The following is an 18,869-nucleotide window of genomic DNA, read 5'->3' as shown; positions in this document are numbered from 1 at the left end:
CCCGCTCCTGCCCGGTCCGTCAGCGCACGGCATTCCCCGGACTGAGGTTGATCCGTTCCCGCACGACCGGGTAGCCGGCCCGGGCGAAGGCGGCGGCCATGGGGTGGTTCCCCCGGTCCGTCGCCGCGGTGACGGACTCCGCGCCGTGCTCCACCAGGAAGCGGGTGCACTCGGTCAGCAGGTCGTAGGCGTATCCGTGCCCGCGGTGTTCCGGCAGGACGCCGATGAAGCCGACGCACGGACCGGACATGTTGTGCACGGGGATGTGCATCCCCGCGAGTTCGCCCTGCGGGGTGTACGCCACCTGCCACCACTCCCGCGGCGACGGGCACCAGTGGAAGAAGTCGAGCTCCGACTGCGCCGCCAGGTCGAGCCCGCCCTCCTCGACGTCCTTGAGCGCGTGGGCGTCGAGGGTCGCGGAGTGGATGCGGCGCAGCGCCTCGAAGAACACCGCGTCGTCGGGCTCCGGACGGAAGTCCAGTCGCCCGGGCCGTTCGGGGAGTCCGCACTCGGGTGTCCACCGGTACAGGAAGCGTTCGACCAGCAGCTCGTACCCGGCGGCCCGTGCGGCGGCCATGCGGGCCTCGGTGGCGGTGCGCGCGGCGGGGTCCTCGCGCCAGGTGCCGGGAGGGTTCAGTTCGAGTTCGACCTGCCAGGGCGCGGAGCGCAGGAGCTCGGCTCCGGCCTCCTCCTCGCCCTCGGCCACGTCGAACCAGTTGACGTCGACGGGTTCGGTGTCGTCGGGGCCGCCCCACCAGGCGGCCCGGGCGACGACGGTGCCGTCGCGCAGGGCGACGCGCTTCCACTCGGGGCGGTGGCGGGTGAGCCGGTGGCCCGCACGGGCGTCCAGCGGGTCGGGCAGGGTGTCGAAGAGACGGGCGTCGCTCGCGTCGAGCGCGCGGATGACCAGATCGGTCACGGTTCCTCCGGGAGGTGTACGCGTGGTGCGCTCCCGGGTCAGTCGAGGTACGCCGGGACAACGGGGAGGGAGCGCGGAAGTGGGATGGACTGCACGGCTCTGCCCTCCTTCCGTCGGTCTCGGGGCGTCGGGCAGAGCTTAGGAGACGCCTCACGGGCCCGTCCACCGGTTTCCGGGGGCGGGCGGGTGCGCGGGGCCGCCGAGGAGGGCAGGCGTACGGCTCCGGCCTCCGCGTGCGCGCGGTGCGCGGGCGTAGGAGCGTGGGGGTGTGCGCAAGGTGCCCGCTCTGTCCCCGCGCCGGGGCGAGGACCGGCGGAGCTGGCTGAGCGGGGCGCCGCCGCCCCGCTGGGTCCGGGTGCTCCCGCCGGCCCTCGTCGTGGCGATCTGCGCGGCCACGGTGCTCAGCAGCCGGCCGCAGGACGTCGGCTTCCTGCTGGGCGCCGTCCCGCCGCTGGCCGTCCTGTCGTACGGCCCGCTGGCGACGGCGGTGCTGGGCGGTGCGGTGGTCGCGCTGCTGCACGTCCCGGCGCTCCACCTCGGCCATCCGGGCAACGCCGATCTGGTGACCGTCTCCTTCGTCGCCGCCCTGAGCGTCCTGCTGTCCTTCGTGCGCAGCCGCCGTGACGTCCAGTTGGGCCGGGAGCGCACGGTCGCCGAGGCCGCGCAGCGTGCCGTCGTTCCCCCGCTGCCGGAGCGGGTGGGGGCGGTGCGCTGCACGGGGCTGTACCGGGCGGCGCAGCGCGGCACGCTGGTCGGGGGCGACTTCTTCGACGTGCGGGACGGCCCCTTCGGCGTCCGGGCGGTGATGGGGGACGTGCAGGGGCACGGCCTGGCGGCGGTGTCGACGGTCGCCTCGCTGCTGGGGGCGTACCGGGAGGCGGTGCTCGACCAGCCGGACCTGGCGTCGGTGGCGAGGCGGCTGGACCGCAGGCTGCTGGTGGACTCGGCGGACGCGCGGCACGCCGAGTTGTTCGCGACGGCCGCGCTGCTGGAGTTCTCCGCCGACGCGCTGGAGGTGCGGGTCGTCGTGTGCGGCAACCCGCCGCCCCTGCTGCTGCGGGGCGCGCACGCCACGGAGCTGGAGGTGACGCCGTGGACGCCGCTCGGGCTCGGCCTCGCGGACTCCGGGGCGATCGAGGCGGGCGCGGTGTCGCTGCGCCCCGGCGACCGGCTCTTCCTCGCCTCCGACGGCGTGGTCGAGGCGAGGGACGGCAGCGGCGCCTTCTATCCGCTGGCCGAGCGGCTGGCCGCCCTCGCGGGCGAGGACTCCGCCGCGCTTCCGGGCCTGCTCTGGGCGGACCTGGTGCGCTTCTGCCCGGACGTGCAGGACGACGTGACGATGCTCGTCCTCACTCCTTCGCCGCCGCCCGTGCGGTGACCGTCCCCTCGCCCTCCCCCTCGGCGTCGATGCGCGGCAGGATCCGGTCCAGCCACCGCGGTGTCCACCAGGCGTGCCGCCCCAGCAGCGTCATCACGGCCGGCACCAGGAGCAGCCGTACGACGGTGGCGTCGACGAGGACGCTCACGGCGAGGCCGAGCCCCAGCATCTTGACCACGATGTTGTCGCTGATGACGAACGCCGCGAAGACACTCACCATGATCAGGGCCGCGCAGGTGATGACCCGCGCGGTGATCTCCAGGGCGTGGGCCACCGCACCCTTGGCGTCGCCGGTGCGCAGCCACGCCTCGTGGACCCGGGACAGCAGGAAGATCTCGTAGTCCATGCTCAGGCCGAAGACGATCGCGAACATCATCATCGGGACGTAGCTCTCGACGGGCACGGTGCCGGACACGCCGAGCGCGGGCCCGCCCCAGCCCCACTGGAAGACGGCCACGACGACGCCGTAGGACGCGGCGATCGACAGCACGTTGAGGACGGCGGCCTTGAGGGCGACCAGGGGGCCGCGGAAGACGGCGAGGATGATCAGGAACGCCAGGCCGACGACGACCGCGATGATGAGCGGCAGCCGGCCGGCGACGATGTCGCGGAAGTCGACCTGGGCGGCGGTGGTGCCGGTGACGTAGCCCCGGGCGTCGGTGCCGGCGACCGCGTGCGGCAGGGTGCTGTCCACGAGGCGGTTGGTGAGGCCGGTGGTGGCGGCGCTCTGCGGGGAGTGGGCCGGGTAGACCGTGGCGAGCAGCACGTCGCCGTCCTGGGTCGCGCCGACCGGGGTCACCGCGGCCGTGCCGGACACCCCGTCGAGCCCCTGGGCGACCCGCGAGGCGAGGTCCTGGCGCTGCGACTGGGGCACCCCGCTCTGGTCGACGACCACGGTCAGCGGGCCGTTGGAGCCGGGCCCGAAGGCGTCCGTCATCAGGTCGTAGGCCCGCCGGTCGGTGAAGGAGGTGGGGTCGGCGCCGTCGCCGATGTGGCCGAGCTGGATCGAGAACACGGGCACGGCGAGCAGGGCGAGGACCGCCACGCCGCCGGCCAGGAAGGACCAGGGCCGCCGTTCCACGCGCCGCGCGTAGCGGTGCCAGGTGCCGTGCGGCTCGGCGCCCGGCTCCGCGTCGGTCTCGGCGACGGGGCGGCGGACCCGCAGGCGGTCGAGGTGCCGGCCGGCGAGCCCCAGCAGGGCGGGCACGAGGGTCAGCGCGCCCAGGACGGCCGCGACGACCGTGACGGCCGCGGCGATGCCGAGCTTGCCGATGAAGGACACCCCTGAGGCGTAGAGGCCGAGGAGCGCGACGATCACCGTGCAGCCGGAGACGAGGACCGCACGGCCGCTGGTGCCGGTGGCGTGGCCGGCCGCCCGGACCGGATCGGCGCCGTTCATGAGGTTCTGCCGGTGCCGGGTGATCAGGAAGAGGGCGTAGTCGATGCCGACGCCCAGCCCGATCATGGTGGCCAGGGTCGGGGAGACGGTGGCGAAGGTGAACGCCGCGGCGAGCAGGCCGAGCGCGGCCAGGCCGCCCACCACCGCGATCAGCGCGGTCACCAGGGGGGCGACGGCGGCCAGGACGCTGCCGAAGCCGGTCAGCAGGACGACGATCGCGACGCCGAAGCCGATGAGCTCGCTCGCCCGGTCGTTGGCGGCGGGGCGGGCCAGTTCGCCGAGCGGGCCGCCGTACTCGACCTCGGCGCCCGCCGAGCGCAGCGGCCGGACGGCGTCGTCGACTCCGTCCAGGTAGCCGTCGCCCAGCCGGGCGGGCTGGATGTCGAAGCGGACGGTGAGGTAGCCGGTGCGGCCGTCCGCCGACAGGGGGCCCTCGTCGTGCCCGTCCGGGGAACCGGAGGCGGGGCCGGCGGTGAGCGGGTTCTGGACGGCCAGGACGTGCGGCAGTTTCTGCAGTGCGCCCACCGCGGTGGCCATCGGCGAGTCCAGGGAGGTCAGCGTCTGGTCGCCGTCGTGCACGACGATCTGGGCGCTGTAGCCGCCGGCCGCCGGATCGTGCCGTTGCAGGACGTCCAGGCCCTGCTGGGACTGGGAGGAGGGCAGGGTGAAGTCGTCGGAGTAGGTCCCGCCGAAGGAGCGGTTGGTGAGGGTCAGCGCCACCAGGGCGGCCAGCCAGGCGACGACCACGACCACACCGTGCCGGGCGCACCACTCTCCCCACCGCCGCAGGCCCCCCGTTCCCGCGGCTCCCCGTCCCCCGGCGCCGGTGCGCCTTCGTGCCATGACCGTGGTCCTTCTGCCGGGCGAACGCTCGATCGCTCCATTACACGCCGGGGCGGTGCGGGCGGCACGCCGGACCCGCCCGCGCCGGCACTCCGGATGCGCGGGCCGGTTCCGCGGGGAATGGTGGTAACGGGACATTCGGAACCGAACAACAGCACGGCACCGAAGCAGCGATCCGGATCCGAGGAGCACTGATCATGTCGACGCCACAGCCCGACGCCTCCCGACCCTCCGAAAGCCGCGCGGACGACGACCGCGCCACTCCGGACGACCTGCTCCACGCCCGCACCGGCACGGAGGTGTCCCCGGAGGACCTCGTCCTGGCGGCCGGCCAGGACGTCACCCCCGAGACCCTGGAGCGGGCCAGGCGGAAGCTGGCCGAGGAGGGCCCTTCGGCCATCGACAAACTGCTGCCCTGACCGCGGGGAGCCCCCGGCCGGAGGCAGGTCCGGCCGGGGGCTCCCCGCAGTCGTGACGGTCCTAGGACTCCGGCAGTTCCGTCTCGTCCTCCACCACGTGCACCGCGGCCTCCTCGGCGCCCGCGGCCCCGCCGTCGACGCCGACGTCCTGCGCGACCGTCTCCTTGGTCGTGTCGGTGCGTACGCCCTCGTCGGGGGCGACCAGGCGGCCCGAGCGGTCGGTGCCCGCCTCCGGGTCGACCGGTTCGCCCTCGCCCCCGGGTGCGTCGCCCACGCCGTCCCCGTCGGGCACCGGCTCGTCGGGGACCTCCTCGGCCAGCCGTTCGTCGAGGCTCTCGCCGTCGAGCTGCTCGGCGGCGGTGGTGCCGTGCTTGGTCACCCCCAGGGGCTTCTCCGGCGGGGAGTAGCCCTCGTCGAGCGTGTCGTCGTAGGTCCGCTCGTCGAGGGCGTCCTGGAGGTCGAGGGGCGCGGCGTCCTCCTGCTCCTCGTTGCTGCCGGTGGGCTGGTAGGCGTCGTCCGCCATCGGGTCCGTGCCCATCGCTGCCTCCCTTTCGCGCTCGCGTCGGCTCGGTGGTCTCGCTGTCCGGTTCGCGTTTCCCGATACGCGATCTCTAACCCGGCGGCGCGACGCGGATCTCCAGGCCGGCGAAGGGGTGCGGGGCCCAGTGGCGGGCGTAGGCGGGCGGGGTGCCGCCGGGGCCGGTGAGGGCGGCGACCGGGATCCGCCGGGCGGTGTCCTCGATCTCGGCGGGGGTGGTGTTCTCGTTGCTGCCGCCGGTGTTGCCGGAGGAGCAGCCGGTGTAGTAGCCGACCGGGATGGAGTCGTGCTCCGTGAGCAGGCAGGGCGGCCGGACGCCGAGCCGGTGCAGTTCGTCGGCGACGCGGGCCCATGCCTCGCGGCTGTCGACGTTGCGGTTCACCGTGCCCACCAGGACCGAGAACTGGACCGCCAGGTGTCCGGCCACCGCGAGCGCCACCAGCGTCGCGGCCACCGGCCGCCACCGGTCGCGTCCCGTCCTGACCAGGTGCCACAGGGCGTCGGCGACCGGAAGGGCGAGCAGGGCGTAGGCGGGCTGCAGGAAGCGGGGCGCCGCGTAGCCGATCAGGAACAGGTAAGGCACCGCTGCCGTGACGGCACAGGCCAGCGGGAGCAGCGTCGCGGTGGCGCGCCGGGCCCGGACCGCGACGACCGCGCCGAGCGCGGCGACGGCCGGCAGCAGCAGCCACCACAGGGTGACGACCGGGTGCGGCATGGCGCCGGTGCACGGGCGGCACAGGCCCCGGCCGCCGAGGCTGCGCATCTGGTCGCCGACGGCGATGTTCCAGCCGAGGCCGCCCTGGATCTCGGAGGCCCGGTGCAGGCGCTCCCCGAGGCCGCCGTACCAGGCGTACGCCTCGATCACCCACTCCCCGCCCCCGGCCGCCAGGCCGCCCGCGACGGCGAGCAGCAGCGGCCAGTGGCGGCGTACGAGGACCAGGAGCAGCAGGGGTGCGCAGACCCAGACCGCGTCGGTGGGGCGCATCAGCGCCATCAGCAGGGCCCCGGCGGCCGCCGCGCACAGCACGCCCCGGGCGGGCCTCCGTCCGGCCCGCCGGTCGCCCAGGGCGCGCACCGCGCAGCCCACGGTGATCAGGGCGCCGATCGCGACCCAGTAGTTGGGCATGGCCTGCGGGCCGTAGAAGAGGGTCACCCAGAGGGTGGCGAAGAAGGCGCCGGCCGTGGCGAGGACCCGGTCCGGGAACAGGCCCCGCCATGCGCGCAGGGCGAGGTACAGGCCCAGGCCCGAGAGCAGGGCGAGGTAGACGCGGAGCAGTTCGGTGGAGGCCGACCAGGAGGCGACGGGCGCCACCAGCAGGGGGACGCCGCGGGAGCGGGGCGCGCTGAAGAAGGCGGCGGGGTGGTGGGTGGTGACCTGGCTGACGTACACGATCTCGTCCCAGCCGAGCCCCATCGCGGGGTGGACGAAGACCAGTTGGACCAGGGCGAAGACGGCGGCCACCGCCGCGACCGGCGCCCGGCCGCGCAGCCGCCGCGCAGTGCGGGACCCGGTCGGGTCCGCACCCCGGCGGCCTTCGACGACAAGGGCGTTCACGCCGTCGGCCATCGCGCACCCCTCACCCCCGCGCGTGGCGGGGCCGCTCGTTCCTCACCTCCCGCCGCCCGTGCCGGGGGCCGGAATCCCGGAAAACATGGTCAAACTAACCCGCGTGTCCGCGGCGTGCAGGGTGGAACTCGGCCACTCGCGCGCTCACTCCTCATTCGTTCCCGGCCGGTCGGCGCCGCCGGGGCGGCGGTGCAGGGGCTGTTCCGGGGTGGGCCGCCACTTGGGCGCGGAGATGCCGAGGGTGACCGGCTCCTCCCCCTTCACGTGCACCTCGGTGCCGTAGTGACGGATCGTCAGCGGCGGGCCGCCCAGCAGCGCGTACGACGCCCGGTCGGGACCGATCTCCACCTGCAGGCACCGGCCGCGGAACTGCAGCCGGAAGGCGAGGCGGCTGAACTTCTCGGGCAGGCAGGGCGCGAAGCGCAGGGCGTCGCCGTCCCGTCGGGTGCCGCCGAACCCGACGACCAGCGCCATCCACGTACCGGCCAGCGAGGCGATGTGCAGCCCGTCGCGGGTGTTGTGCTCCAGGTCGGCCAGGTCCATCAGGGCGGCCTCGGTGGCGTAGTCGTAGGCGAGCCGCAGGTGTCCCGTCTGGGCGGCGACGACGGCCTGGCAGCACGCGGACAGGGAGGAGTCCCGTACGGTCAGCGGCTCGTAGTAGGCGAAGTTGGCGGCCATCTGCTCCTCGTCGCAGTGGGCGTCGAACCAGCTGCCGCAGGTGTACATGGCCAGCACGAGGTCGGACTGCTTGATCACCTGTTTGCGGTAGATGTCGAAGTAGGGGAAGTGCAGCATCAGCGGGTACTGGTCGGCCCCCGTGTTCGCGAAGTCCCACCGCTGGTGCCGGGTGAAGCCCGCGTGCTGCTCGTGGACGCCGATCTCCTCGTTGTACGGGATGTGCACGGCCTCGGCGGCGTCCCGCCAGGCCGCGCTCTCCTCCTCGTCCACGCCGAGCCGGGCCGCTTCGGCGGGGTGGCGCTCGCACGCGTCGGCCGCGGCGAGGAGGTTGGCGCGCGCCATGAGGTTGGTGTACGTGTTGTCGTCGACGACGGCGCTGTACTCGTCCGGCCCGGTGACGCCGTCGATGTGGAAGACGCCGTGGGGGTCGTGGTGGCCCAGCGAGCGCCACAGCCGGGCCGTCTCCACCAGGAGTTCCAGGGCGGTCTCGCGTTCGAAGGCGGTGTCTCCGGTCGCCGCGGTGTAGCGCACCGCCGCGTGCGCGATGTCGGCGGCCACGTGGAAGGCGGCGGTGCCGGCGGGCCAGTACGCGGAGCCCTCCGAGCCGTCGATGGTCCGCCACGGGAACGCGGCACCGCGCAGCCCGAGCTGGGCGGCGCGGTCCCGGGCGGCGGGCAGGGTGTCCTGCCGCCAGCGCAGTGCCTCGGCGACGGCCCGGGGCGCGGTGTACGTCAGCAGCGGCAGCACGAACATCTCGGTGTCCCAGAACGCGTGGCCGTCGTATCCGGAACCGGTCAGCCCCTTGGCCGGAATCGCCCGCTGCTCGGCGCGGGCCCCGGCCTGCAGCACGTGGAACAGGGCGAAGCGGACGGCCTGCTGGATCTCCTCGTCGCCGTGCACCTCGACGTCCGCGCGGGCCCAGAAGTCGTCGAGGTACTCCCGCTGTTCGGCCACCAGCCCGTCCCAGCCGCCGTGTGCGGCGGCGGCCAGCGCGGCCTCGACCTGGTCGCTCATCGCGGGGCGGGAGCGGGCGCCCGACCAGCCGTGGGCGACGGTCTTCTGCACCCGCAGCCGCTGGCCCGGGTCGAGGACCGAGGTGACGGTCAGGCGGGACACGTCCGTGTTGCTCTCGCTGCTGGCGCTGATCTCCCCGGGGGCGTCGACGACGTGGTCGGCGGCCACGGCGACCCTGAGGCCGCTGCGCCGGGTGCGGTGGACCAGCCGCAGCCGTGAGCCGTCGGCCAGGTCCTCCTCCGGCTCCAGCGGGGACCGCAGCGCCTTGGCCGTGCGCGGGTCGCCGTCGGAGGAGGGCAGGCTCTCGTTGGCGACCAGCTCCGACTGGATGACCACCCGGGCGCGGCTGTCGACGGGCTCGACCTCGTACTCCACGGCGGCGATGGCCCGCTGGGTGAGGGAGACCAGGCGGGTGGAGCGCACCCGGACGGTCGTGCCGGCCGGGGAGGTCCACTCGCAGGTCCGCTCCAGCACCCCGCGCCTGAAGTCGAGGGTGCGTTCGTGCTTGCGGAGCCGCCCGTAGCGCAGGTCGAAGGGCTCGTCGTCGACCAGCAGCCGCAGCAGCTTGCCGTTGGTGACGTTGATGATGGTCTGGCCGGACTCCGGGTAGCCGTAGCCCGCTTCGGCGTAGGGCAGCGGGTGGAGTTCGTAGACGCCGTTGAGGTAGCTGCCGGGCAGGCCGTGCGGTTCGCCCTCGTCGAGGTTGCCGCGCCAGCCGACGTGCCCGTTGGACAGGGCGAAGACGGACTCGCTCTGCGCGAGGAGGTCGAGGTTGAGGGCGGTCTCGCGCACCCGCCAGGGCTCGACGGTGTACGTCCGGTTGGTGATCACGCGTGGCCCCCCAGCTCGGCGAGGTCCTTGACGACGCGGTCGGCCCCGTGGGCGTACAGGGCGTCCCTCTGGCCGACGCGGTCGACGCCGACGACGTAGCCGAAGTGTCCGGAGCGGCCCGCGTCCATGCCGGCCAGCGCGTCCTCGAAGACGGCGGCGCGGGACGCCTCCACCCCGAGGTCGCGGGCGGCGGCGAGGAAGGTGTCGGGACGCGGTTTGCCGGGCAGTCCGCGCTCCCGGGCCACCACGCCGTCGATCCGTACGTCGAACAGCCGCTCGGCGTCGATGGAGCGCAGCACGTCGCGGGTGTTGGCGCTGGAGGAGACGATCGCGGTGGCGAGGCCGGCGGCGCGCACGGCGTCGATGTAGTGCAGCGTGCCCTCGTAGGGTTCCACGCCGTCGGTGCGGATCTTCTCCAGCAGGAGTGCGTTCTTGCGGTTGCCGACGCCGTTGACGGTCTGCGCGTCCGGGGGGTCGTCGGGGGTGCCCTCGGGCAGTTCGACGCCGCGGGAGGCGAGGAAGGAGCGCACGCCGTCGGCGCGGGGACGGCCGTCGACGTACTGGTCGTAGTCGGCGTCGGTGAAGGGGCGGAAGTCCGCGCCGTCCCGCTCGCGCAGGAAGGCGTCGAAGGTCGCCTTCCAGGCGGCGGCGTGCACCACCGCCGTGCGGGTGACGACCCCGTCGAGGTCGAAGAGGCAGGCCCGGATGTCGTCGGGAAGTCCTAGCTGCGTCATACATCCCACAGTTCCCCGTAGGGGCGGGTCCGATCAGGTGACACACTGTGGGTTGTGCCTGTGACCTTCGAGGACCTGCTCGCCCGTGCCCGCCGTCTCCCCCGGGACGGGCGGCGCGCGATCCTGGGAATCGCGGGCGCTCCCGGCGCGGGCAAGTCGACGCTCGCCGCGCGTCTGGTGCGGGAGCTGAACGGCACGGGCGAGCCCTGGGTGGCGCACGTGCCGATGGACGGCTTCCACCTCGCCGACGCCGAACTGGAGCGACTGGGCCGCAGGGACCGCAAGGGCGCGCCGGACACCTTCGACGCGGCCGGGTACGCGGCCCTGCTGGAGCGGCTGCGCGAGCAGGGCGCGGAACCGGACGGCGACACCGTCTACGCACCCGGTTTCGAGCGGGTGCTGGAGCAGCCGGTCGCCGGGGCCGTACCGGTGCCGCCGACGGCACGGCTCGTCGTGACGGAGGGCAACTACCTGCTGCTGGAGAGCGGGGCCTGGGCCCGGGTGCGGTCCCGCCTCGACGAGGTGTGGTTCTGCGCGCTGGAGGAGACCGAGCGCGTGCGGCGGCTCGTGGCGCGGCACGAGCGCTTCGGCAAGTCCCCGGCGGACGCGGCCGCGTGGGCGCTCGGGCCCGACCGGCGCAACGCCGAGCTGGTCGCCGCGACCCGGCACCGGGCCGACCTGGTGGTGCCGGCGGACGCGGTGACGGGCCGGGCGCAGGGCGGGCGGGCGCAGGGCGGGCGGACGCCGGGCGGGCGGGGGTCCGCGTCCTCAGCGTCCGTCTGAGGCGGTCACTTCTCGTCGAAGTCGTCGGGGCGGACGTCCGCCTCCTCCAGGGCCTCGCGCAGGGTCCGGCCGGTGCCTCCGGGCGGGCGGGGCCCGTCCTCGCGCCGGCCCGCGGGCTGCTCGAGAACGTCGTCGGTGGTGTCGGTCTTGGGCCGGTTCTCTTCCGGGACGGTCATGACGTCGGCTCCTCGTCCGTGTCTGCGGGTCCTTGTGCGGCGGCGGGTTCCCGGGCGACGCGGGGCTATCCCCGTCCCGGCCGTGCGGTTGCCGTCCGGGCGGTCCGGTGCCGCGGTGCCGTGCGCGGCCGTCCGCCCTGCCCGGCGCGGGGGGTGAGCTATGTTGACCCCCGTGGGAGACCCGGCAGACAAGGGAGGCGCACCCGTGCCATCGCCGCAGCAGGCACGTGCCCGGGCGTCGGCGATCACCTCGGGCCGGGCGGCCCCCGAGGCGGAGATCTCCCCCACCTCCCGGCTCCGGACGCTCTTCGACCGGCCCCGCCTCTCCCCCGGACAGCGGCGCATCGCGCAGTACCTCATCGAGAACCTCACCGAGGCGGCGTTCCTGTCGATCACCGACCTGGCCGACCGGGTGGGCGTGAGCCAGCCGTCGGTGACGCGGTTCGCCTCGGCGGTCGGCTTCAGCGGCTACCCGGCGCTGCGGGAGCGGCTCCAGGCGATCGCACTGGGCGGCCGGGGCGGCTTCGCGGCCGAGGAGCACCGGGGCAACGAACTCCAGGCGGCCGTGGACGCCGAGATCGAGAACCTGGAGAACCTGCGGCGCGACCTCGCGGACGCGGACCGGGTGATCGGCGTCGGCCGCGAACTGGCCGCCTCCGCGCCGCTGACCGTCCTCGGGCTGCGCATCTCCGTCTCGCTCGCCGAGTACTTCGCCTACGCGGCCCGCCGGATCCACCCCGACGTGCGCCTGGTGACCCGGGGCGGCACCGTCGCCTACGACGCCCTGCTGCAGTCCCGGGAGGCGGGCGGCACCTGGGTGCTGGCCTTCTCGATGCCCCGGCACGCCCACGAGACGCTGGGTGCCGTGCGGGTGGCACGCGGGGCCGGTCTGAAGGTGGCGCTGATCACCGACCTGGCGCTCGGCCCGGTCGTGGACGAGGCCGACGTCACCTTCGCGACGGGCACGGGGTCCCGGCTGGTCTTCGACTCCTACGCGGCGCCGGGCGTGATGGGCGCGGCGCTGCTCCAGGCCATGACGGACGCGGACCCCGAGCGGACGCAGGCCCGACTGGAGGAGTACGAAAGGGTCGCGGACGAGCACCAGTTCTTCCTGCGGGACTGACCCTGCCCGGTCCCAGCAGGAATGAATGTTTTCATGCGTCTTGAAAAGCAGATGGCATATATAAATACTGCTCACGGTTGGCGACCCGTCGACGCCGCACCCCCGGAAGCGATGACCATGCCCCTCACGACCACGCGCATCAGCCCGGACTGGCCCTGCCAGGTCAAGACCCCCGGCAGCTACGACTGGGAACGCTCGGCCACCAGGTGGCTGCGCGAACTGGTGCCGGCGCGCTACGCCGGCTACCCGGCCCTGATCCGGCACCCGGTGCTGCTCGCCCGGCACGCCCAGATCCAGGTCCAGCAGGAGATCCGGGTGGCCCGCACCGCGCTGCAGACCGCCCGGGCGGACCTGCCGCGGCTCGGCCTGCACGAGGCGGCCATCGAGCACACCATCAAGCTGTACGCGGCGGAGGTCCTCCAGTTGCAGCACATCGCGCGTGCCGTGCGGGCGGTCACGGAGGCGCTGGCCGAGCGGGGCACCGCCGGCCGCTGACCGCCGGCCGCGCCTCAGTCCACCGGATGCCCCGGCGCGATGGTGCGCGCGTCGGCGAGCCGCAGCAGCGGGCCGCCCGTCTTCCCGTGCCCGCCCCACTCGACCGGTTCGAGGACGAAACCGACGTGGTCGCCGCCCGCGATCCGTTCCAGGACCCGCCCGACGAACCACGCCTCGGCGTCCTCCAGCACGGCGGCCCCGCCGTACGCCTCCCGCCAGCGGACCCGCCGGAACTTGTCCACGTCGTCGCCGCTGCGCCCGCCGAACAGCTCGGCCGTCCCGCGCCGGTCGCGGGCCAGGAGATGGACCGCGAGCACGTCGGCCAACCGGGCGACGCGGAAGGTCCGGTTGACGTCGGAGATCCACACGACGTACCGCACGGGCCGGATGGAGCACTGGGAGGAGAAGCCGACCAGGCAGCCGGCCCGTTCCCCGCCCGCGGCGGCCGTGACGACGCACATGTCCGGGTCGAGCCGGTCCAGGAACACGTCCATGACGGCCATGCTAGACACGGGGCGCGGCTCAGGCGGCGAGCAGCCGGCGCAGGGCCGTGCGCAGGGCGGCGACGAAGGCGTCGCGGGCCGGGTCGTCCAGGGCGTCCAGGGACAGGTAGGGATTGAGGTCCTCCAGTTCGACCAGCAGCAGCTCACCGCCGGGCGCGCGGCAGGCGTCGACCCGCTGGATGCCGTGGTCGACGGCGTTCCACTCGATGAACCGCCGCGCGAAGTCGAGGTCGGCCACGGTGGCGTCGTACGGCTCCAGTTGCCAGCGGCGGCCGGGGTGCGGGGCGTGGAGGGCGTACTGGTAGTCGTGGTCGACGAAGTAGAAGGAGACCTCGTAGGAGAAGTCGACCCGCGGCTGGACGAGGAGGTCCCCCGCACCTTCGACCGCCTCCGCCACGCGCGCCGCGGGAACGATCCGCAGTCCGGCCGAGTCCGCGCCGAGCCTGGGCTTGACGACGTAGGCGTCCGCCGCGGGCAGCAGGTGCAGGTCCTCCGCGCGGCCGACCGTCGGGATGACCGGGAATCCCGCCGCGGTCAGGTCGAGCAGGTACTGCTTGCCGCGCATGTCCGCCCGGCCGGTGAGCTGGTTGTACACCCGCGTCCCGCGCTCGGCCGCGCGCTCGCGGAAGGCGTCGTAGGCGGCTTTGTACCCCTGCACGGGACCGCTGTTGCGCACGACGACGGCGTCGAAGCCGTCCAGGAGCGCGGCGGCGTCCCGGGGATGGCACAGGGCCAGGTCGAACTCCTCGCGCAGCCGCGCGGTCAGGAAGATGTCCTCGTCGCAGTACCGCCGCCCGCGCGCCGGGTAGGCCAGGTCGGTGACGTACAGGATGCGGGGGCGGGTGAACGGCATGCGGGGCTCCTCCGGGGCTGACCGGAAGTGATCGTATGCGACCGGTCCGGCGCACCGGCGAGGGTGCACTCAGTTCCCTCCGTTCGCTGCACCCAGTGCCACGGATCAGGCCGGACTGCTACGTTCCCCTCCATGAGCACCAGCAGTGCGGCGCCCCGCCGCGAGGACGGGACGGAGGCGGCGGAGGTCCGGCCGCCGATGCGGGAGGCGCTGGTCGCGGCGGCGTTCCGGCTGTTCATCGAGCGGGGGTACGAACAGACCACCGTGGACGACATCGTCGCCCTCGCCGGCGTCGGACGGCGGTCGTTCTTCCGGTACTTCCCGTCGAAGGAGGACGTGGTCTTCCCCGACCACGAACGGTGCCTGGCCGACATGGAGGCGTTCCTGGCCCGCTCCCCCGAGGACGCCGACCCGGTGCGGCGGGTGTGCGACGCGGCCCGGCTCGTGCACCGCATGTACGCCGAGAACCCGGCGTTCTCCGTACAGCGTTACCACCTGACGAAGAAGGTCCCCGGGCTGCGCGCCTACGAGTTGTCGGTGGTGTGGCGCTACGAGCGCGCGCTGGCCGCGTACCTGCGCGGGCGGCTGGGCGGGCGCCCGGACGGGATCCTGCGCGCCGACGTGATCGCGGCCGCGGTGGTCGCCGCGCACAACAACGCCCTGCGGTCCTGGCTGCGTTCCGACGGCCGCGACGACGCGGGCGCCGCGGTGGACCACGCGCTGGCGTACGCGCAGTCCGTGTTCGGCGACGTGGCCGTGCCGCCGCGCGGCGTCGCGCCCGAGGACGTGGTGGTCGTGGCCGCGCGCCGGGGCACGCCCCTGTGGCAGGTGCTGCGGGAGATCGAGACGGCCCTCTGAATCGGGGGTACCGAGTGCCTTTACGGGTGACACTGAGTGCCATACGCTGTGCTGCGTGCACGGCGGCACATGAGCCGCGCACCCGCGTGCCCGGTGACCGCGCATGCGGGATTCCGGCCCGAGTGCAGGGAGTTGACCAGCGTGTACCACTCAGGAAACGTCGCTCAGCAGACGGCCGGCCCCGCCACCGGCCTGCTCGACCCCGCGGCCGGTGGCCGCACCCAGGACACCGAGGCCGTCTTCTACCAGCGCTGCACCTGGTGCGGCACCGCCATGTACCACCGGGTCCTGTGTCCGGTCTGCCGCGGCAGCGAGCTGCGGACCGAACGGAGCGAGGGCACGGGCACGGTGCGCCACGCCACCGTGGTGCACCGCAACACCCCTGCCGCGCGCAACGTCTCCCTCATCGAGATGGCCGAGGGCTTCGTGCTGCGCGGCCGGGTCATGGGCCCGCTCATCGGCATTCACAGCGGAGACCGGGTGCGGCTGTCCACGGCCCAGGACCCGGTGCGGGGCGAGCCGGTCTTCCAGCTGGTCGACGAGCCCTACCGGGCCTGGACCTGAGGGCGGGTCGGTGGCGGGTCAGTCCCCGGCCGCCGGTCCGGGTGCCGGCGTGATGCGGATCCCCACGGTGCCGTCGAGGCCCCGGCGCAGCCGGCTGCCGAGGAGGGTGAGCAGGCCGAGGACGCCGTACTTGCGGATCAGCAGCTTGCGGTAGCGGGCCGTGGTGGCCGGGTCGCAGATCTCCGCCGTCCCCGGGACCTGGTCGCCGGTCGGCCTGCCGCGCACGTCGCAGGGGCCCACCAGGACGTCGGCGCGGTTGCGGACGCGTGTGACCTTCCAGGAGTCGGCCACCGTCCAGATCCCGAGCGCGTCCCCGTCGCGCACGACCCACACCGGGGTGGCGACCGGGGTGCCGTTCTTGCGGTAGGTCGTGACCAGCAGGTACTTGCCGGTGCCGAGCCGGTCCAGTGAAGCGTCGTCCATGGTCCGGGAGTCTAGACCCGGACGCGGACGGGCCCGCGGCGCACAAGGCGCCCGGACCCTCGCGCCTCACCGCAGGGCCGTCGCCATCCTCCGCACCGCCTCCGTGAGCACCTCCGGCGAGGTCGCGAGGTTGAGGCGTACGTGTCCCGCCCCGCCGCTGCCGAAGGGGACGCCGGAGCTGAGGGCCACCCGGCCCTCGTCGAGGAAGACCTGCGCCGGGTCGTCGCCGAGGCCCAGGGCGCGGCAGTCGAGCCAGGCGAGGTAGGTCGCCTCCCCGGGACGGTGGACGACCCCGGGCACGTGCTCCGCGAGCAGGCCGGTGAGCAGCCGCCGGTTCTCGTCGAGCCCGGCGAGCACGGCGTCCAGCCAGGCCGTGCCGTCCCGCAGGGCTGCCGTGTGGGCGAGGACGCCGACGTGGCTCGCCCCGTGGCCGACCTCCTCGGGCATCCGGGCCAGGTCGGCGGCGGCACCGGGTCCCGCGAGGGCCAGGGCCGCCTTGAGGCCGGCCAGGTTCCATCCCTTGGACGCGGACATCAGCGCGAGGCCGCGTTCGGCGCCGGGCACGCTCAGGTAGGGCACGAAGCGCGCGTCGGGTGCGGTGACGACGGGGGCGTGGATCTCGTCGGCGACGACCCGGACGCCGTGGCGCTCGGCGAGGGCGGCGACGGCGGCCAGTTCCTCGGCGGTGTGCACGGTGCCGGTCGGGTTGTGCGGGTTGCACAGCAGGTAGGCCGCCCGGCCGCCGCCCGCGACGGCCCGCCGGAACGCCTCCTCCAGCACGCCGAGGTCGATCCGGAGGCCGGGGCCGAGCGGTGCCTCGACCACCCGCCGGTCCAGGTGGGCGACGAACGCGTAGAACGGCGGGTACACCGGCGGGTTGACGATCACCGGATCGCCGGGCCCGGTGACCAGCTTGAGCATCTCGACGACGCCCAGCATCACGTCGGGCACGAGTGCCGTGCGCTCCGCGGCCAGGTCGTCCCAGCCCCACCGCTTGCCCGCGAACGCGGCCAGGGCCTCGGCGTAGGCGGTGCCGGCGGGGTAGCCGGTGTCCCCGAGTTCCATGGCGCCGGTGACGGCGCGGACCACGGATCCGGCGAGCGGCACGTCCATCTCGGCCACCCACAGCGGCAGGACGTCCGCCGGGTGGGTGCACCACTTCATGCTCGTGCGGCGGCGAAGCTCGTCCAGGGTGAGCGCGTGCAGGGGGTTCGGTTCTCCGGACTGGTCCTGCGGGATGCTGGTCATGCGCCCAAGATAGGACGCCGTGACGGGTGGGGTGAACACCGCGCGTTCCGAGGCCGTATGGGAGGAGGGTGCTCGTCGTCCGGGGGCCCCCGCGGCGCTGACGCCGCGCGGTCGGGTTCGGGAGCGCACGCATGAGGCACGCACGACGACGCATCGTCCGGCGAGTGGCACGGCTGGCGGCCGTCGGCGGGCTGCTGCTCGGCGCCACGATGGTCACCCGGGCCGTGGCGGGTGAGCCCCCGGGCCCCTCCGCCGCGCCGCGCACCCTCGCGCAGAGCGCGCCCGGCACGGGCGCCGCTCTCGTGGCCCGGCTGGGCGGCGCCCGTACGGCGGGTCACTGGGTGGACCCGGACGGGCGGCCGGTCGTGGCGGTCACGGACGAGTCCGCGGCCGACGCGGTGCGGCGGGCCGGTGCCACGGCGAAGACGGTCCGGCACAGCATGTCCGAGCTGAGGTCGGCGGCCTCGGCGCTGCGCGCGGCACCCCAAGTGCCCGGTACGGCCTGGGCGCTGGACTACCGGGCGAACGAGGTGGTCGTGCGCGGCGACCGCACGGTCTCCGGGTCCGACTGGTCGCGGCTGACGGGCGTGGCGGAGAGCATCGGCGGGTTCGTCCGCACGGAGCGCACCGGGGGCACCTTCACCACCCGTCTGAACGGGGCGGAGCCGATCCTGTCCACGGCGGGCCGCTGCTCGGCCGGGTTCAACGTGACCGACGGCACGAGAGACTTCGTGCTGACCGCGGGCCACTGCGGGCCGACGGGTTCGGTCTGGTTCGGTGACGGCGCGGGGGACCGGCAGATCGGCACAACGGTCGCCGGGAGCTTCCCCGGGGACGACTTCTCCCTGGTGGCGTACGCGGACGGCGAGGCGGGCGACGGCGCCGACGTGGTGGCAGTCGGCGACGGCAAGGGCGTGCGGATCACGGGGACCGGTGAACCGGCGGTCGGGCAGCGGGTGTTCCGCAGCGGGAGCACCAGCGGACTGCGGGGCGGACGGGTGACGGCGCTGGACGCGACGGTCAACTACCCGGAGGGCAGGGTCACCGGTCTCATCGAGACGGACGTGTGCGCCGAACCCGGGGACAGCGGCGGGCCGCTGTTCTCCGAGGGCCTGGCACTCGGCGTGACCTCGGGAGGCAGCGGTGACTGCGCCCGGGGCGGTACGACGTTCTTCCAGCCGCTGCCGGAGGCCATGGAGTCGCTCGGGGTCCGCCTGATCGTCTCCGGCCGGGAGGGTGCCGCGGCCGGCACCTCGGCGCCGGGCGGCGCGGTGGCGGGCGGCCCGGTGACGGGGGCCCCGGTGCCGGGCGCCGGGGGCACGCCCCTGCTCGCCCGGCTCACGGACCGTCGCCACCTCGGTCCGGGCCTGCTGGTCGTGGCGGGCAGCCTCGTGGCGCTGGTGGCCACGCGGCGGATCCGCACGGAGCAGGACCGCAAGGCGTACCGGCGGCGGTACTCGGCGATGTGGGGCTGATCCGGGCCGGTGCGAGGACCGGCCCGTGACTGCTGCCGACGGGCCGGG

The 18,869-nt window shown here is 74.5% G+C and carries 19 protein-coding genes; 8 read left to right on the top strand and 11 right to left on the bottom strand.

All coding sequences use genetic code 11. The features are described from left to right. Positions 1-19 precede the first annotated feature (19 nt). Positions 20-919 (bottom strand): GNAT family N-acetyltransferase, encoded by a 900-nt coding sequence (locus Sdi02f_RS04590; RefSeq protein ID WP_108932720.1) that lies wholly within the window; start codon positions 917-919, stop codon positions 20-22. A 268-nt stretch (positions 920-1,187) separates the two neighbouring features. Between Sdi02f_RS04590 and Sdi02f_RS04585 the strand changes: the two genes are divergently transcribed. Then, the gene (locus Sdi02f_RS04585) at positions 1,188-2,297 is read left to right on the top strand and encodes a PP2C family protein-serine/threonine phosphatase (RefSeq protein ID WP_030402944.1); all 1,110 of its coding nucleotides are present in this window, start codon (positions 1,188-1,190) and stop codon (positions 2,295-2,297) included. On the opposite strand, the gene Sdi02f_RS04580 is transcribed toward Sdi02f_RS04585, so the two are convergent. Continuing rightward, positions 2,269-4,539: an MMPL family transporter gene (locus Sdi02f_RS04580; protein WP_031084868.1), complete on the bottom strand. Its 2,271-nt coding sequence runs from the start codon at positions 4,537-4,539 to the stop codon at positions 2,269-2,271. The two genes, Sdi02f_RS04585 and Sdi02f_RS04580, sit on opposite strands and share 29 nt — an antisense overlap. A gap of 197 nt (positions 4,540-4,736) precedes the next feature. On the opposite strand from Sdi02f_RS04580, the gene Sdi02f_RS04575 reads away from it, so the two are divergent. Next, a complete protein-coding gene (locus Sdi02f_RS04575; RefSeq protein ID WP_030402942.1) occupies positions 4,737-4,958 on the top strand; it encodes a hypothetical protein in 222 nt (73 codons plus the stop codon). A gap of 61 nt (positions 4,959-5,019) precedes the next feature. Here Sdi02f_RS04575 and Sdi02f_RS04570 read toward each other — a convergent pair whose 3' ends face one another. From Sdi02f_RS04570 to Sdi02f_RS04555, 4 genes are all read right to left on the bottom strand, one after another. Beyond that, positions 5,020-5,496 carry a DUF5709 domain-containing protein gene (locus tag Sdi02f_RS04570; protein ID WP_053638379.1) on the bottom strand — a complete coding sequence of 159 codons (477 nt, stop codon included), beginning with the start codon at positions 5,494-5,496 and terminating at the stop codon, positions 5,020-5,022. A 73-nt stretch (positions 5,497-5,569) separates the two neighbouring features. After that, entirely contained in the window at positions 5,570-7,063 is a 1,494-nt protein-coding gene (locus tag Sdi02f_RS04565; RefSeq protein ID WP_030402940.1) for a hypothetical protein, read from the bottom strand. Positions 7,064-7,207: 144 nt separating this feature from the next. Beyond that, positions 7,208-9,586 carry a glycoside hydrolase family 65 protein gene (locus Sdi02f_RS04560; protein ID WP_030402939.1) on the bottom strand — a complete coding sequence of 793 codons (2,379 nt, stop codon included), beginning with the start codon at positions 9,584-9,586 and terminating at the stop codon, positions 7,208-7,210. Next, entirely contained in the window at positions 9,583-10,320 is a 738-nt protein-coding gene (locus Sdi02f_RS04555; protein ID WP_030402938.1) for a beta-phosphoglucomutase family hydrolase, read from the bottom strand. Before Sdi02f_RS04555 ends, Sdi02f_RS04560 begins: the two co-directional genes overlap by 4 nt. A 54-nt stretch (positions 10,321-10,374) precedes the next feature. Between Sdi02f_RS04555 and Sdi02f_RS04550 the strand changes: the two genes are divergently transcribed. Beyond that, entirely contained in the window at positions 10,375-11,103 is a 729-nt protein-coding gene (locus Sdi02f_RS04550) for a nucleoside/nucleotide kinase family protein (protein WP_174843302.1), read from the top strand. A 5-nt stretch (positions 11,104-11,108) separates the two neighbouring features. On the opposite strand, the gene Sdi02f_RS35805 is transcribed toward Sdi02f_RS04550, so the two are convergent. Beyond that, positions 11,109-11,279: a hypothetical protein gene (locus Sdi02f_RS35805; protein ID WP_167458113.1), complete on the bottom strand. Its 171-nt coding sequence runs from the start codon at positions 11,277-11,279 to the stop codon at positions 11,109-11,111. 205 nt (positions 11,280-11,484) lie between these two features. Between Sdi02f_RS35805 and Sdi02f_RS04545 the strand changes: the two genes are divergently transcribed. Together Sdi02f_RS04545 and Sdi02f_RS04540 are read left to right on the top strand one after the other, a co-directional pair. Continuing rightward, complete coding sequence (locus Sdi02f_RS04545; protein ID WP_030402936.1) at positions 11,485-12,402, top strand: MurR/RpiR family transcriptional regulator; 918 nt, start codon at positions 11,485-11,487, stop codon at positions 12,400-12,402. Between the two features lie 111 nt (positions 12,403-12,513). Beyond that, positions 12,514-12,897 (top strand): hypothetical protein, encoded by a 384-nt coding sequence (locus Sdi02f_RS04540; protein WP_030402935.1) that lies wholly within the window; start codon positions 12,514-12,516, stop codon positions 12,895-12,897. A gap of 14 nt (positions 12,898-12,911) precedes the next feature. On the opposite strand, the gene Sdi02f_RS04535 is transcribed toward Sdi02f_RS04540, so the two are convergent. Both Sdi02f_RS04535 and Sdi02f_RS04530 read right to left on the bottom strand, forming a co-directional pair. Further along, complete coding sequence (locus Sdi02f_RS04535) at positions 12,912-13,400, bottom strand: flavin reductase family protein (RefSeq protein ID WP_030402934.1); 489 nt, start codon at positions 13,398-13,400, stop codon at positions 12,912-12,914. Positions 13,401-13,419: 19 nt separating this feature from the next. After that, entirely contained in the window at positions 13,420-14,253 is an 834-nt protein-coding gene (locus tag Sdi02f_RS04530) for an ATP-grasp domain-containing protein (RefSeq protein WP_030402933.1), read from the bottom strand. Positions 14,254-14,385: 132 nt separating this feature from the next. On the opposite strand from Sdi02f_RS04530, the gene Sdi02f_RS04525 reads away from it, so the two are divergent. Next, on the top strand, positions 14,386-15,111 hold the full coding sequence (locus Sdi02f_RS04525) for a TetR family transcriptional regulator (RefSeq protein WP_108932719.1): 726 nt from the start codon (positions 14,386-14,388) through the stop codon (positions 15,109-15,111). Positions 15,112-15,252: 141 nt separating this feature from the next. After that, positions 15,253-15,675, top strand: a complete 423-nt coding sequence (locus tag Sdi02f_RS04520; RefSeq protein ID WP_030402931.1) for a Zn-ribbon domain-containing OB-fold protein — start codon at positions 15,253-15,255, stop codon at positions 15,673-15,675. An 18-nt stretch (positions 15,676-15,693) separates the two neighbouring features. Here the strand turns inward: Sdi02f_RS04520 and Sdi02f_RS04515 are convergent, their stop codons facing one another. Both Sdi02f_RS04515 and Sdi02f_RS04510 read right to left on the bottom strand, forming a co-directional pair. Continuing rightward, positions 15,694-16,098, bottom strand: coding sequence for a PPOX class F420-dependent oxidoreductase (locus Sdi02f_RS04515; protein ID WP_030402930.1), 405 nt, complete (start codon positions 16,096-16,098; stop codon positions 15,694-15,696). A 66-nt stretch (positions 16,099-16,164) separates the two neighbouring features. Continuing rightward, on the bottom strand, positions 16,165-17,346 hold the full coding sequence (locus Sdi02f_RS04510) for a MalY/PatB family protein (RefSeq protein WP_108932718.1): 1,182 nt from the start codon (positions 17,344-17,346) through the stop codon (positions 16,165-16,167). A gap of 131 nt (positions 17,347-17,477) precedes the next feature. On the opposite strand from Sdi02f_RS04510, the gene Sdi02f_RS04505 reads away from it, so the two are divergent. Continuing rightward, positions 17,478-18,821 (top strand): S1 family peptidase, encoded by a 1,344-nt coding sequence (locus tag Sdi02f_RS04505; RefSeq protein WP_108932717.1) that lies wholly within the window; start codon positions 17,478-17,480, stop codon positions 18,819-18,821. Positions 18,822-18,869 lie beyond the last annotated feature (48 nt).

The sequence above is a fragment of the Streptomyces ardesiacus genome (assembly GCF_003112575.1).
Lineage (GTDB): Bacteria > Actinomycetota > Actinomycetes > Streptomycetales > Streptomycetaceae > Streptomyces > Streptomyces ardesiacus.
This window is presented reverse-complemented; position numbering and strand designations above follow the sequence as displayed.